The organism is Acidobacteriota bacterium (assembly GCA_009861545.1).
Lineage (GTDB): Bacteria > Acidobacteriota > Vicinamibacteria > Vicinamibacterales > UBA8438 > WTFV01.
This window is the reverse complement of record VXME01000115.1, coordinates 14,620-28,084: the sequence shown is the minus strand read 5'-3', so window position 1 is coordinate 28,084 and position 13,465 is coordinate 14,620. Positions and strand designations below refer to the sequence as shown.

12 protein-coding genes, 1 tRNA gene and 1 pseudogene are annotated in these 13,465 nt (G+C 69.5%); 8 read left to right on the top strand and 6 right to left on the bottom strand.

All coding sequences use genetic code 11. The features are described from left to right. Positions 1-62: 62 nt before the first annotated feature. A tRNA-Glu gene (locus F4X11_18785) sits at positions 63-138 on the bottom strand. A 132-nt stretch (positions 139-270) separates the two neighbouring features. Between F4X11_18785 and F4X11_18780 the strand changes: the two genes are divergently transcribed. From F4X11_18780 to F4X11_18760, 5 genes are all read left to right on the top strand, one after another. Next, complete coding sequence (locus F4X11_18780) at positions 271-1,311, top strand: MoxR family ATPase (GenBank protein MYN67049.1); 1,041 nt, start codon at positions 271-273, stop codon at positions 1,309-1,311. Continuing rightward, complete coding sequence (locus F4X11_18775; GenBank protein ID MYN67048.1) at positions 1,308-2,219, top strand: DUF58 domain-containing protein; 912 nt, start codon at positions 1,308-1,310, stop codon at positions 2,217-2,219. The genes F4X11_18780 and F4X11_18775 overlap by 4 nt, the downstream gene beginning before the upstream one ends. Positions 2,220-2,299: 80 nt before the next feature. Then, entirely contained in the window at positions 2,300-3,565 is a 1,266-nt protein-coding gene (locus F4X11_18770; protein ID MYN67047.1) for a hypothetical protein, read from the top strand. Next, positions 3,562-4,650 (top strand): VWA domain-containing protein, encoded by a 1,089-nt coding sequence (locus tag F4X11_18765; protein ID MYN67046.1) that lies wholly within the window; start codon positions 3,562-3,564, stop codon positions 4,648-4,650. Before F4X11_18770 ends, F4X11_18765 begins: the two co-directional genes overlap by 4 nt. A 543-nt stretch (positions 4,651-5,193) precedes the next feature. Continuing rightward, on the top strand, positions 5,194-6,414 hold the full coding sequence (locus F4X11_18760) for a VWA domain-containing protein (GenBank protein ID MYN67045.1): 1,221 nt from the start codon (positions 5,194-5,196) through the stop codon (positions 6,412-6,414). A gap of 34 nt (positions 6,415-6,448) precedes the next feature. Here F4X11_18760 and F4X11_18755 read toward each other — a convergent pair whose 3' ends face one another. The 5 genes from F4X11_18755 to F4X11_18735 form a co-directional block, all read right to left on the bottom strand. Beyond that, a complete protein-coding gene (locus tag F4X11_18755; protein MYN67044.1) occupies positions 6,449-7,522 on the bottom strand; it encodes a DUF2272 domain-containing protein in 1,074 nt (357 codons plus the stop codon). A gap of 49 nt (positions 7,523-7,571) precedes the next feature. Beyond that, positions 7,572-7,967, bottom strand: a complete 396-nt coding sequence (locus F4X11_18750) for a hypothetical protein (GenBank protein MYN67043.1) — start codon at positions 7,965-7,967, stop codon at positions 7,572-7,574. A gap of 19 nt (positions 7,968-7,986) precedes the next feature. Beyond that, positions 7,987-8,649 carry a hypothetical protein gene (locus F4X11_18745; protein ID MYN67042.1) on the bottom strand — a complete coding sequence of 221 codons (663 nt, stop codon included), beginning with the start codon at positions 8,647-8,649 and terminating at the stop codon, positions 7,987-7,989. Positions 8,650-8,696: 47 nt separating this feature from the next. After that, positions 8,697-9,674 (bottom strand): cytochrome c, encoded by a 978-nt coding sequence (locus tag F4X11_18740; GenBank protein MYN67041.1) that lies wholly within the window; start codon positions 9,672-9,674, stop codon positions 8,697-8,699. Positions 9,675-10,023: 349 nt separating this feature from the next. Next, positions 10,024-10,728: a hypothetical protein gene (locus F4X11_18735; protein ID MYN67040.1), complete on the bottom strand. Its 705-nt coding sequence runs from the start codon at positions 10,726-10,728 to the stop codon at positions 10,024-10,026. A 177-nt stretch (positions 10,729-10,905) separates the two neighbouring features. Between F4X11_18735 and F4X11_18730 the strand changes: the two genes are divergently transcribed. The 3 genes and pseudogenes from F4X11_18730 (at position 10,906) to F4X11_18720 (ending at position 13,448) form a co-directional block, all read left to right on the top strand. Then, complete coding sequence (locus F4X11_18730) at positions 10,906-11,475, top strand: Uma2 family endonuclease (protein ID MYN67039.1); 570 nt, start codon at positions 10,906-10,908, stop codon at positions 11,473-11,475. A gap of 17 nt (positions 11,476-11,492) precedes the next feature. Continuing rightward, entirely contained in the window at positions 11,493-12,794 is a 1,302-nt protein-coding gene (locus F4X11_18725; GenBank protein ID MYN67038.1) for an AAA family ATPase, read from the top strand. Then, positions 12,791-13,448: pseudogene (locus F4X11_18720) on the top strand (hypothetical protein). The gene F4X11_18725 and the pseudogene F4X11_18720 overlap by 4 nt, the downstream one beginning before the upstream one ends. Positions 13,449-13,465: the final 17 nt, after the last annotated feature.

Sequence of the window (13,465 nt, the reverse complement as noted above, 5' to 3'; positions counted from 1 at the left end):
TCCACCTCTTGCTCGTGGCGTCCCGAAAGTTGCTACGAATAAAGAATTTATTGGTGGCAGGGTGGCGTCCCCAACGGGATTCGAACCCGTGTCTCAGCCTTGAAAGGGCTGGATCCTAGGCCTCTGGACGATGGGGACGTCCGGGAAGCAGAACAGAGAATTATACACGGCGGGGCGGGACAGGTACCTGTGTCGTGAGCGGACACGACTCCGTCCCGCGCTGAAAGCGCGTCTGCCCGGCGTTCACGACTGCTAGGATCACACGCAGAGATGCACGCGGATCTGCAGGAGGCCATCGATTTCCACGCTGCGATCGTCGCCGAGGGCGCCAAGGCGCTCGTCGGCTACGAGCGCGAGAAGGTGCTGGCCAACACCGTCCTGCTGTCGGAGATCCCGACCACGTACGATGCCGATGAGAACCGGCAGGTCAACGCCGGCAACCTGCTGTTGCGCGGCGTGCCGGGAGTGGGCAAGACGTTCTTCGGCGTGATCCTGGCCGCCATCAGCGGCGCGAAGTTCGCGCGCCTGCAGGGCCGCGCGGACCTGCAGCCGACCGAGGTGATCGGCTTCCAGATGATCAATCCGGCGACCGGGCAGTTCATCACCGAGTTCGGTCCGCTGGCCTCGGCCGAGGTGATCCTGCTCGACGAGATCAACCGCATCCCGCTGAAGTCGCAGAGCGCGTTTCTGGAGGGTCTGCAGGACCGCACGGTGACCGTCGGCAAGGACACCTACCGCCTGCCGTCCTTCAGTTTCGCCATCGCCACGATGAACCCGATCGAGCTGGGGCAGGGGACCTTCCCCCTGTCGGAGGCGGCGACCGACCGCTTCGCCATCATGGTGAACATCGGCTACCTGCCGCCGGAGGAGGAGGAGCGGCTGGTCGGTTTCGACTTCAAGAAGGTATCGCTCGACGGGTTGATGTCGAAGGAGCGGGTGGTCGAGCTGCGGTCGAGCATCACCGAGCGGGTCTTTCTGCACGACGCCATCGCCCGCTACATCCAGCGGCTGGTGGCGGCCTCGCGGCCCTACGACGAGGAGACGGACTGGCGGCGGCGCTCGCCGTCGGAGCTGGTGGAGCGCTACGTCGATCTGGGCGGATCGCCGCGCGCGACGATCTGCTGGGGGCGGCTGGTGAAGGTGTGGGCGCTGCTCGCGCGGGGACGGGCGGAGGTGTACCCGGAGGACGTGCAGGACCTGGCCGGCTACGTGCTCGGCCACCGCGTCTGGCTGGCGCCGCACGCGGCCGGTCAGGGGGTCTCGGTCGACGCCGTCATCGGCGAGATCATCGAGCAGGTGCCGATCCCGTGAGCGTCCGCACCGGCGACGAGCTCGTGAGCTGGACCGAGGTTCAGGACATCGAGCTGGTCATCGTGCGGCGCATGCGCGAGTACATGGCGGGCGCGCATCCCAGCGTCTTCCAGGGCGCGGGGTTCGAGTTCGCGGGACTGCGCGACTGGCAGCCCGGCGACCGGCTGACGTCGATCGACTGGCCGCAGTCGACCCTGACCAACTTCAGCCCGCTGGTGACCCGCGAGTTCGAGCAGCAGAGCACGGCGCGCCTCGTCATCGTGGCCGACACGTCGCTGTCGACCCGCTGTGGGGCCGCGGGCGCGCCGATCGCCTCCGTCATCGCCCGGACCGTGGGCACGCTGGCCCTGGCCGGCGCGTTCTTCCAGGACCGGGTGGGCCTCATCACGTTCGATGCGCGGTCGCGGCGGCTGCTGGTGCGGCCGCAGGTCGGCCGGAACCACGCGATCCACTGCCTGGAGGCGTATCAGGACCTGGTGCTGGAGCGCTCGGCACACGAGCCGCGGCGGATCGACGACAGCTTTCTCGGCCTGCTGCGCAAGCCGTCGATGGTGCCGGTGGTGTCGGACTTTCTCTTCGAGGACACGGAGCCGTTGCTCGAGGAGCTGCTGGCGCTGAACGCGACCCACGACGTGTTCGTGGTGCTGATCGACAGCCGCCATGCCTTCGAGCTGCCGGAGCTGTCGGCGGGCTGGGTCGAGGGCTGCGACGTCGAGACGGGCGAGTCGCGGCTGCTGTCGGCGGAGGACGTGCGCCGGCTCGCAGAGCGGGTGGCGGCGTGGCAGGATGGGGTGGAAGCGCAGGCGGTGGGCCTCGGCCTTGAGGTGCTGCGGCTGGGCGCCGACGCCGAGCGGTTCCATCACCAGGTGGTCGACTTCCTGGCCGACCGCCGCCTGCGGAAGCGCTGACGAGGGGAGGCAGCGTGTTGCAGAGGCGTCGGAGATCGGGAGTGCATGGCGGGATCGCTCGTCCGTGTCGTCGTGGCGCGATGTGGAATCGCGGACTTCCGGGCGGAGGCCTGCTGCTGGTCGCCGCTCTCTGGCCCGCGCCCGCCGCGGCCCAGCCGGGACCGGACATGGTGGCGGTCGAGGCGATGCAGTGCTGGCGGCGCATCGCGAGTCACGCGGTCCACGTCGGCGAGCGCTTCGACATGGTGCTGACCTGCGCCGTGGTCGATACGGAGACGGCGCGCGTGGTCCCCGACCTGGCGTGGCTCGAGCCGGAGACGCTCGGCGTGTCGCCGTTCGAGGTGCTCGACGGCGAGCGCTACGACGACGTGGTGCGCGGGCCGCGCCGTTTCTTCCAGTACCGCTACGCGCTGCGGATCATCGGCGAGGACTACTTCGGCCTCGACGTGGAGCTGCCGGCGCTGGAGCTCCGCTACCGCATCGAGCGCTCGATCGATGGGGGCACGGCGACCGAGGGGCGGGAGCTGGCGTATGTCCTGCCGCCCGAGTCGGTCCGGGTGCTGTCGCTCGTGCCGGCCACGGCGGTCGATATCCGGGAGCTGCCGGGCGAGACGTTCGGCGACGTCGAGGCGCGCTTGTTCCGGGCGAACCTGATCGGCATCGCAGCCATGGCGATCGGGGTGGCGGCCGCCGGGGTGCTCCTGCTCGGAGCGGTCGGGGTGCGGCGCGAGTGGCGCGGCGTGGCGGCGGTGCGCGAGGACGGCGTGCCCGCCTGGCGGGTGGCCCGCACGGCGCTCGGCGAGCTGCGGGCGGTGCGGGACGCGACGGCGGCGCAAGGCTGGACCGGCGACCTGGTGGCGCGGGCGCTGGCAGCGCTTCGCATTGCCGCGGCGCTGGCGCTGGGACGGCCCGTGGCGCAGCGGGCCGCCGGCACGGCGGTCGGCGGCGCGGCGGTCGCCGGGAAGGCGGTCGATCCGGAAGGCCGGCTGCCGGTGCGGCGGGGGCTGTTCGGTCGGGAGACGGTCTTCGTCTCCTCGGCGCTCACCGCGCGGGACATCGACGGCGAGCTGCCGCGCGTGCGTGTCGAGTCCGCGGAGGGCGCACCCGCCATCGAGACGTTGCGCGTCGGCCTGGCCGGCTTCGCGGGGGCGCGGTACGGCTCCGTGTCCGAGGTGCCGGCCGGTAATCCGACTCCCGCTGTGGCGGCGAGTGACCTGGCGGCCCACCTGGAGGCGGGAATCGAGGTGTTGCAGTCGCTGCAGGTCGAGCTGTTCGAGCCGGTGCGCCGCGCGAGTCGCCTGTACCGCAACTGGAAGCAGTGGGCCGCGAACCGATGGAGACCTTGAGCGCGATGCTCGCGCGGCTGGGCGAGATGCTGGCCGAGCTCCGGTTGCTCGACGGCGCGGGGCTTTCACTGCTCCGGCGTGACGCGGCCGTCGTCGTGGCCGGCGGGCTCGCCGTCGTCGCCCTCGCCATGCTGCTCTGGCGCCATGCGCGGCCGCGGACCCCGGGTGCGGCGAACATCGTCCTGCCCGCCCTGCCGGCGCGTCGGCTCGCGTCGCGGGCGCACCTGGCGTCGGTCCGGCATGTCACGTTCGCCATCTTCCTGGCCGGCTTCGCGCTGTTCGCCGTGGCCCTGGCCGACCCGCACACCGCGCTCGTGCAGGAGGAGGAATCGTATCCGGGCCACCGCATCGCGATACTGATCGACGCGTCACTCAGCATGAACACCGCTTTCGCGACCCAGCGGCTGGCGGCGGGGAACACCTTCCTCGCCAACGTCGCCGCCGCGGAGTACTTCGTCCGGCGCCGCATGGAGGGGCCGTACCACGACCTGACGTCGCTGGTGCAGTTCGGCAACGAGGCGTACATCGTCACCCCGTTCACCACCGACTACGAGAACATCCTGCTCAGCATCAGCCTGATCGGCACCCCGGAGGAGTACCGCCGCTTTCCGGACCACGGCACCCTGGTGATGAACGCCATCAGCCGCGGCGTGCAGCTCTTCCGGACGTTCGACTTCCTCGGCGCGGCCGGCAACCTGATGGTGATCTTCAGCGACGGGCAGGACACCCACGCGCGGTTCGAGGACCTGACGCTGGACGCGATCATGCAGGAAGCCGCCGACAACCAGATTCCGGTCTACTTCATCCGCACCGCCTACGACCAGGCGCTCGGCGAGGTCATCTCCGACCAGCAGTGGAAGCTGGCCGTGGAGCGGACCGGCGGGAAGTTCTTTCCGGCGGAGAACGAGGACGCCATTCTCGCCGCCATCCACGAGATCGACGAGCTGGCCGAGGGGCGCATCCGCGTCCGGCGCTACACCGCCCACGAGCCGCGCTTCGGTCCGTTCGCGCTGGCCGCGGTCCTGCTCTGGCTGACCGCGGCGACCCTGACCCTCGGTGTCCGGCACTTCCGGAGGTTCCCCTGATGAAGGCGGCATTCCAGTACCTGGTCACGGCGCTGATCCTGGGCGGGATCGCGGCCGCGGTGGCGGCGGCCGGCCGCCTCGATCGCCGCGTGGCGCGGGCCGAGCAGCAGATCGCGACGTTCTCTTTCGACAGCGCGGAGACCGCTTACACCGAGCTGGAGCGCTCCCTGGACGTCGCGGGAACGGCGCCGTGGCTGTTCGGCGGCACGCGGGCCGACGTGGAGACGCGCCGCGCGGCGCTGCGCTACTGGCGGGGCGACTACGCCGGCTTGCTGGCCGACTACGCCGACGCGCCGCCGGACGCGGCCGGGAACTTGCGGCTGCAGTTCGTGCTGGCCAACGCGGCGGCCCGCGCCGCGCTGGATCCGGAGGCCGACCGCGAGCAGGTGCTGCGCGCGCTGGACGGCGCGATCGACGTCTACCTGGGCGTGTTGCAGGAGAGCCCGGGCCACCTGGACGCGGCCTACAACTACGAGTACCTGCTCAGACTCCGCGCGGACATCGCCTCGGGAGCGGAGATCCCGGCGACGCCGCGCAGCCAGCATGGCCGCGAAGGGGAAGCGCCGGAGGACGGCGAGCTGGAAGAGATCGAGATCTACGTGCCGGTGCAGCGCGACGTGGACCCGGAGATGGACGAGTCGCCGACCCTCGGCGCGGGGGACCGCATCCGGAGGCGCGGATAGGAGCATGCCGCCGATTCGCTTCGAGGAGCCGCTGCTGCTGTGGTTGCTGGCCGTGCCGGCGATTCTGCTGCCGGTATGGCTCTGGCAGCTTGCGCGGCGGCGCCGTGACGTGCGCAGGCTGCAGGCGTCGCGGACGGCGCCCGTGCCGCAGCGCCACCGGTTTGCCGGGGGCCTGGGGTTCTGGCTCGCGGTCAACGTAGCGGCGGCGTTGGCGATCGTGGCGCTGGCCCGGCCGCAGGCCCTGGTGTCGGTGACCGAGACGGCGGGCGTCGACTTCGTGGTCCTGCAGGACGGCTCGACGTCGATGCGGGTGGCCGCCGTCGAGCCCGCCCGCTGGCAGCGCTCGGTGGGGTGGGTCCGGTCCTTAGCCGCGGTGCTCGGCTGGCGCCGCGAGCGGGTGGCGCTGGCGCTGTTCGCCCACCGCGCGGCGCCGCAGGTGCGGCTGACCAGCGATCCGAACGCGCTCTTCTTTTTCCTCGATCACCTGGCCGACGAGCCGCCGTTCCGGCTGCGCGACGACACGAGCTGGAATACCAATATCGAGGACGGGCTCGCGTGGGGCGTCCGGATGATCGAGAAGGACGAGGAGCTGTACGGCCCCCGGCTCGGCGCGCGGGCGTTCGTTGTGCTCTCGGACGGGCAGGCGTGGAGCGGGGCGGTGGCTCGCTCGCTGAAGCTGGCCCAGGACCGCAACATCCGCGTCTACGTCATCGGTGTGGGCACCACCGGCGGCGGCTTCATCCCGCAGCTTCCCGTCGGGCGCTACCAGGAGCCGGAGCCGCCCATTCACTCGGTGCTCGACCGGCGCTCGCTGCGCGCCATCGCGCAGGCGGGCGGCGGCCGGTACTTCGAGCTGGGTTCCGAGCCGGATCACGTCGTGGCCCTGCGCATCCTCTCCGACGTGCAGCGCTCAGCCCGCGGCGTGGTCCAGCGGCAGGAGTCGTTCACCGATCTCTACTGGTACTTCCTGCTCGCCGCCGCCGTCGTGCTGGGCGCGGGCACGCTGCTGCTGAAGGAGCGGACGCAACTCTGGTGGCAACTGGTCGCCGCGGCGGCACTCGGCGCGGCGTTGCTGCCGTAACGTGACCATTGGCGGCAGTAGACGGCCGGCGCGCTCAGCATCGAGCGGTGCGGGGCTCGGCGGGCACCAGGTGTGCGGCGGCGAGCACGGTTCGCGCCCGGAACCCCTCCGCGCAACGGAGGATCCGCATCGTCGGCGTGTGGTCGAACGCGTTCGCCTCGATCGACGCGGCGCGCAGCTTCAGGTGCGCGAACATCGGACGGCCCCCGCCGACGGGACGCAGGCGGTCGTCCGGCCCGCGCGCCGCAGGCAACAGCTTCAGCGCCACCGTGCCGCGCACGTTGCCCCCGACGGCCAGGATGCGATCGCGGGACGGGTCGAGCGCGACGACGACGTCGCAATGGGTCCGCGCGCCGTTGCCCATCTGCCGGCGCCGTTCGGCAATCGAGCGGTAGGCCGGCCGCCGCGCGCTGCACAGCAGGTCGCCCGGCACGATGGTCGCCTTCCCGATGTCGTGCGCGGCGAAGGCGGCCGGTGACCCGTCGGCCGCGTTCGCTCGAATGGCCTGGTCGATGTAGACGTGATGCGCCACCGCGCGCTCGAAGCGGCTGGCATCGCCGAGGCCGGCCTCGCACATGACCCACGACACGAAGGCGGCGGACCAGGGATAGCGCCATCTGGAGGCGACCCCGCGCCGTCCCTTCCAGGCCGTGTTCTGCTCGTTCAGGATCCAGCCCCCGTGCGGCGTCACCGCCCAATAGCCGGCGATGGACGGGGCTATCCGCGCGGACTCGGTGCGATTCGGGCGCCGCCGGCGCCGCCGGGCGCGCTGGGCTGCGCGGTCCGCGGCGTCGACGTTCGTCCGGTCCACGACGGGAAACCCGAAGAACCCCCATTCCTGGACGGCAAGGTCGACGATTCGGCGCCGGACCTCGGCCAGCGGCAGGTTGGGGCAGGGCGTGCGGTGAATCGTCATCCTGCCCGGGGCGCCGCGCACGCGGCCGGACGGCGGCGTGGCGTCGAGGAGGGCGGCGGGCAGGCGGTCGAACGGCGTCTGCTGCGCGAACGCGACGGATGCGGCGCCCACACAGGTCGCCAGCGCCAGCGCGAAGGCGCCCGCCCGCGTACGCACACCCGCACCCGAGCCGTTTACGTGTCTATTCGCCATCGTGCACGCTGACGCAGGGAGTGGTTACGTTCTACGGCGCAAGCTCCTGCTAGAAGTCGGCGGGAGCAGGCGCCTCGCCGCCGTCCCAGTCCTTGACGGATCCGTCCCTGGCCTTCAGGAACCCGAGCAGGCATCCGTTGGAGCCGTCCCTGACCGGGTGGCAGCGCGCCTTCACCATGTCGCCCGGGCCGATGTAGTCGCGCGTGATGCCGATCCGCAGGAGCCCGTTGCGGCTGGTGGCCTCGAGAGCCCAGATCTGCGGCTCACCGTCGGGGCCCTCGACCTCCAGGTAGAGCCACGAGTGCGGGACCAGCAGGTGGAGCTCCGTGACCACCCCCTCGATGTCCGTGAACGCATCGGAGTAGTTGCCGTGGGAATGGTGTCCCCAGGCCGGCAACGCGAAGGAAGCCGCACAGACGACCGCGACAGCCAGCTTGAACCGCATGCTCATCCTCCTCACGCTCCTAGAACACTGCCGGGACGCGGGGCGGCGCCGGGAATCCGTTGGAGTAGGTGGACTGGTAGCGAAGCCCGTTCCCGTCCTCGTCGAGCCACCCCAGGGACTGCTGAAAGAGCGCCGGATCGGGGTAGCCGCGCGGGACGGTGCCCTCTAGTACGTAGAGCTTGTTCTGGTGCATGTAGATCGACACGAAGGTGCGCGACTGGTCGGGGTTGGTCAGGTGCAACTGGTAGCCTTCGACGCGATCGACGTTGTTGTAGCCCAGGTGCGTCGGCTCGGTGTCCCGCTGCAGGAAGGTCCAGGTCGCATAGAGCATCGCGCCCAGCAGGTCGTGCCTCCAGTACCCCTCGCCGGTCAGTCCGCCGCCGCTGCAGCGCTCCGCGCCCGGCGGGCAGTTGCCGGCCCTTTCCGTGAGTATCCTCTCGACGTGGTTGTAGTCGGCCACCGTCACCGTGTACCGGCTCGGTCCGACCTCGGCGGCATAGACCCGGGCCGGCAGCTCCGCCCCGAACTCCGAGGTCCAGGTCGTCTCCGTGACGGTCGGCTCACCCGGAAAATTGCACGTGAAGCGATCTTCCCGGCTCGCGTACTCGGTCCATTGTTGCGCGAACGCCGGCGCCGCAATCGACAGGATCGACGCTGTTGCAACGACGGGAATCAGGCGCATGGCTCGTTTCCTCCCGGCCGTCCGCGGCCGCCGCGACGGCGGCGTCGTCAGGGAATCTCCGGGCAGCGGTCCGCTCCCTGCCCGCTCCCTTCGGCGCCCGCGTCACGATAGATCGTGTGGCAGTTGTCGCAGGCGTTGTTGAGCTGGTCGGCGACCTCGATCACGGCATCGACGCTCCGGGACTGCGACGCCCGGTAGGCGGCCCGCCCTGCTTCCACGAGCTCTTCGGTGTACTGCTTCCAGTCGGCCCGATCCACGGGCACGGGCCTGCCGTTCTCGCAGCGACGCCCCGGCGCCAGGAAGAGCGGCGTGGATTCGACGAGCGCCAGCGCGGCCAGATCGATCGCCTGCCATCCGGGATAGACCGTCGATCCCCACTCGACGTAGTCGAAGGGCCGGGCCCCCGGCGCCGGCAGCACCTGGTCTCCGGGATCCTTGAGCTGCACGTTAAAAATCGCGTTCGAGTTGGGAAAGGTGACGGCCCGCATCAACTGGGCGAGGTTGGCCACCGGGACGAGGGCTAGGTCGCCGCCGGCCGCGGACCCTGCGGCGGCCGGCGGCGCGGGGAGCACGATGCCGGCCAGCATGCCGTCGGTCAGCTCGGCTTCTCCGGTGGGGAAATCGCCGGCCCGGAGGACGTAGGCCGTCAGGTCGATGGACTCCTGCCGCGACAGCGGCGCCGGCGCCTCGAGCGGCATGGTGTAGTGGATCTTGTCTACGAGCTCCACCAGCGGTCGCGCGCCCCAGATCGAGAGGAAGCCGTCTCCGGCCAGCGGCGGGCCGACGCTGCCTTCGAGCGCGTCGCCGTGGCAGACGGCGCACTGAGCCTGATAGACCTGCTGCCCGCGTGCCGCCTGCCCGGCCGTGTACACGCCGTCCGCCAGAGTCTGGGACTGAACGGTGTGTCCGGCAAGCGCGAACGCCGCGGCGAGCGCGCCTGCGCACGACGCGGCGGCTCGCACGCGGCGAGCTGCCGTACGGCCCGGTCGAATCAGGCGCATGAGGAATCCTCTCGAGCTTCCCATGGTCGATGAAGACTACCGTAACCGTTCTCGGTTTGCCTCGCAAGGCGGCGGCTGCAGCGCGCGGACACGCACCGAGAGCCGGCCGGTCGATCGGACTACGCGGCCGGCGTGCACGGCGGTGATTGCGGACGCCGGGGTAAAGATCGGAGCGACCGCGGCCGATACATCCTGCGTTGTCTTCCGCCGAAGGGGACGGGCTCGTCCCCGTGGGGCGCGGCGCGGACTTGGTACACCCGCGCCGCGGTTCCATCCGCACCGCATTCCGCGCTATCGATCCCCGCCCCGCGTGCGCGGCCACCGCGGCGGCGCCGGCTATCGGCAGCGTTTGCGGTGACCCCAGCCGTGCCGACTATCGGCGCCGGGCCGGCGCGCAACGCCGATAGAGGAGCGCGCGTTCCTCCTTGCCGCAGATCGCGGTGACCCCGGCTTCGCGAAAGCAGAACGCCGCCTGCTGGGCGAGGCGGCGCGGCGCCTGCATCGTCTCGGCCAGGTGCCGCGTGGTGAACCGGTCGGGCAGTCCGGGATCGACCATGGCGAAGAGGTCGGCCATGCGCCGGATGGTGTGCGTCTCCACCACCTCCAGGAGGCGGTGGTCCGCGCGCACCCACTCCCGTCCCCACCGTCGCCGGCCGGCGTTCGGCACGCGGATCTCCTCCTCGATCACCATCACGACGTCCAGCGTCAGGTTGGGATGCTCGAGCAGGGAAGCGATGCTCGGGAGGACGCCGAAGACGGCGAACGGAGAGCCGTGCCGGGGCGACAGGCGCCGCTTCGCCGGCACGTGTGGGTCGTCCCGCCGCTTGATGATGTAGCGGTCCTTCGCGACCGGATACACCAGCGTGACCTCGTGATTCGCGAGCAGCGGGGGCAGCTTCCGCTTGAGCGGGAAGAAGTCGCCGGTCTGTATCTCGATGATCCGGTTGCCGAGCACCACGTCGGCGACGTAACCGTCGACGGCCGTCTCGGTGCTGCCGCCCTCGGCTGCGTAGCGCTCCTTGAGCGCGCGGTGCAGGGACCGCTCCCGCAGCTCGCCGATGGAGGCGCGGGTCCTCACGTTTCCTTGGCCGGAAGTTTCGCCGAGGGTCATGCGGCCGCAGAAGACGATACATCGAACCTGATGCGGCCCTGGTGGTCTGGGCAGGCCCTCAAGGCCTGAGCGGCCTCCGGCACGTGCATCGACCGACCCGGAAGGAGACCGACCGGCAGCGTAGAATGATGCAGGAATCGAATCATGGTTGTGAGCGCCGCAAGGACCCAGGTCACGGCTGACGACTTGCCGGCAATCTCCGTGCGCCTCTCGGCCCAGGGCCGGCGAACGGAGCTCGTGAGAGGAGACCTCGTTGTCATGGCGCCGGCGGGAGGACGACACGGACAGGTCGCACACAAGTTCGGGCTCTTCATCGGCAATCATGTGCTGGAGCGGGATCTGGGTCGGGTCTTTGCGGCGGAAACCGGCTTCCTGCTGCGGCGGAGTCCGGACACGGTGCGAGCGCCGGACGTGGCTTTCGTGGCCGGCGAGCGGCTGGGAACGGAGGAGGCTCCTTCCGGGTTCCCCGAGATGGCGCCCGATCTGGCGGTAGAAGTGGTCTCGCCGGGCGATTCGACGGCCGCGGTTCAGGACAAGATCAGGGACTGGCTGGAGGCAGGCACGCGGACCGTGTGGGTTGCGTATCCCGATACGCGGTCAGTGACCGTCCACCGCCACGGGCAGCCGGCCGAGGTGCTCCGCGACACGGACATCCTGGAAGGAGATCCCGTGCTCCCCGACTTCGCCGTGCGCGTCCGAGAGGCGTTCGCCTGAGGCCGGAAAAGACGCCCATGCTGGAGTACCTCAAGCTCGAGAACGTGGGCCCCGCACCTCGTATGGAGGTGGAGTTCGCCCCACGAGTGAACCTCATCACGGGCGACAACGGTCTCGGAAAGAGCTTTCTGCTGGATACCGCGTGGTGGACGCTGACCGGGGCTTGGCCGGCGGAAGTCAACCGCCGCATGACTTCCGGTCTCGTGGCTCGACCACGAGATCACGGCGAAAGGGCGAACATCGAGGCCCGTATTCGTTTCCGTGATGAGGCCGTCACGTTCAGCGAGAGCTATTCGCGGGCTGCCGAGACCTGGAAGAGAGTGGGCCTATACCGGCAGTTCCCGGGCCTCGTCGTGTACGTGCATGGCGATGGCTCGTTTTCCGTGTGGGACGTGATTCGCAACGATCTGTTTCGTTTGGCTGAGGACTCCAGGAGACCGCCGGCGTACGTGCTCACGGAGACCGAGGTATGGGATGGGTTGAGAGAAGTGGGCAACGGCCGCTCAGTTCCTACATGTAACGGGCTGATACAGGACTGGTCGAGTTGGATGAAGGGCGGGGACGCGGAGTCAAGAGCCATGGAGCAGGCTCTGAGCGCGCTGTCACCGGATTGGGAGCGAGGTGACCGGCTCGAGCCAGGCAAACCGATTAGGCTGTCTATCGACGATGCGAGAGACATTCCTTCCATCCGTACAACGTACGCGGGTGCTGTACCGATCCTGCATGCATCGTCCGGCATTCGTCGTGTGGTGGCACTTGCTTACGTATTGACGTGGGCCTGGGCGGAGCATCGGGTCGCGGCCGACTTGCGTGGTGAGGACGCGGTTCAGCAGGTCACCATGCTCTTCGACGAGGTCGAGAGCCATCTGCATCCGAGGTGGCAACGGTCGATTCTCAAAGCGTTACGGGACGTCGGCGCCGAGCTTCTGGATGGCGCGACCCTGCAGCTGATCGCATCGACGCATGCGCCGTTGGTACTCGCGTCCGCCGAACCGTGGTTCGACCCGAAGCAGGACGCGTGGTTCGATCTGGATCTCGACGGCAACCCGCCGGAGGCAAAGCTCCGTCGCCGCCCGTACACGCCGCGCGGTACCCCCGGCGCGTGGTTGACTAGCGAGGCTTTCGACCTGGCGACCGAGTGGGGCAGTATCGAGGCTGAACGGGCAGTCCTGCGTGCCCGGAGGCTCCTCAGGCAAACCAATGCCCCACTCGACCAAGTGATGGAGGTTCACAAGGAACTGCGAGGCGTCCTTCCGGATGTCGACCAGTTCTGGGTTCGCTGGAACGCGTTCGTGGAGGACCGTGGGGGAACTCCGTGATCCCCGTCAGGCCCGCAGAAGAACCACCGAACTTCGACGCGGATGTGAGACGGCCAGGGTTGCGGGCCATCGCCGAACGCGTCGGAGAGATGCCGCCCCGCGCTGCTGGCCGGCGTTACGAGCAGGTTGCGCAATCGAGAGAGGAGATCCCCTCGGGAGCGTTTCCACCATATTGGCGTGCAGCACCCGGCGACCTGCTGGAGAGCTACAATCGCATCTGTTCGTACCTGTCCCTCTACATTCCAGACGGCACGGGAGCGCCGAGCGTTGACCATATGGTCGCGAAGTCCATGCGGTGGGATCAGGTTTACGAGTGGCGCAACTACCGATTGGCCTGCTCACTGATGAACGCCCGAAAGGGTGCAGTCGCAGGCGTGCTGGATCCGTTCGATATCGAGGACGGTTGGTTCGCTCTGGAACCTGTACGAGTTTCAGGTCATGCCGGGCAGAGGGCCATCCGCGGACGTTCTGACGGCGGTCGAGGAGACTATCGAGCGTCTGCACCTGAATGATCTGGAGTGTTGCAGGGCCCGCTCGAAATTCGCCGAAGAATACTGGCAGAGCCACATTTCGCTCGACCACCTGAGGCGCCACGCGCCATTCGTGGCCAGGGAGTTGCAGCGCCAAGGCAGGTTGCGCGACGGTGAGCCTTGACGCGTTCGACCCGACAG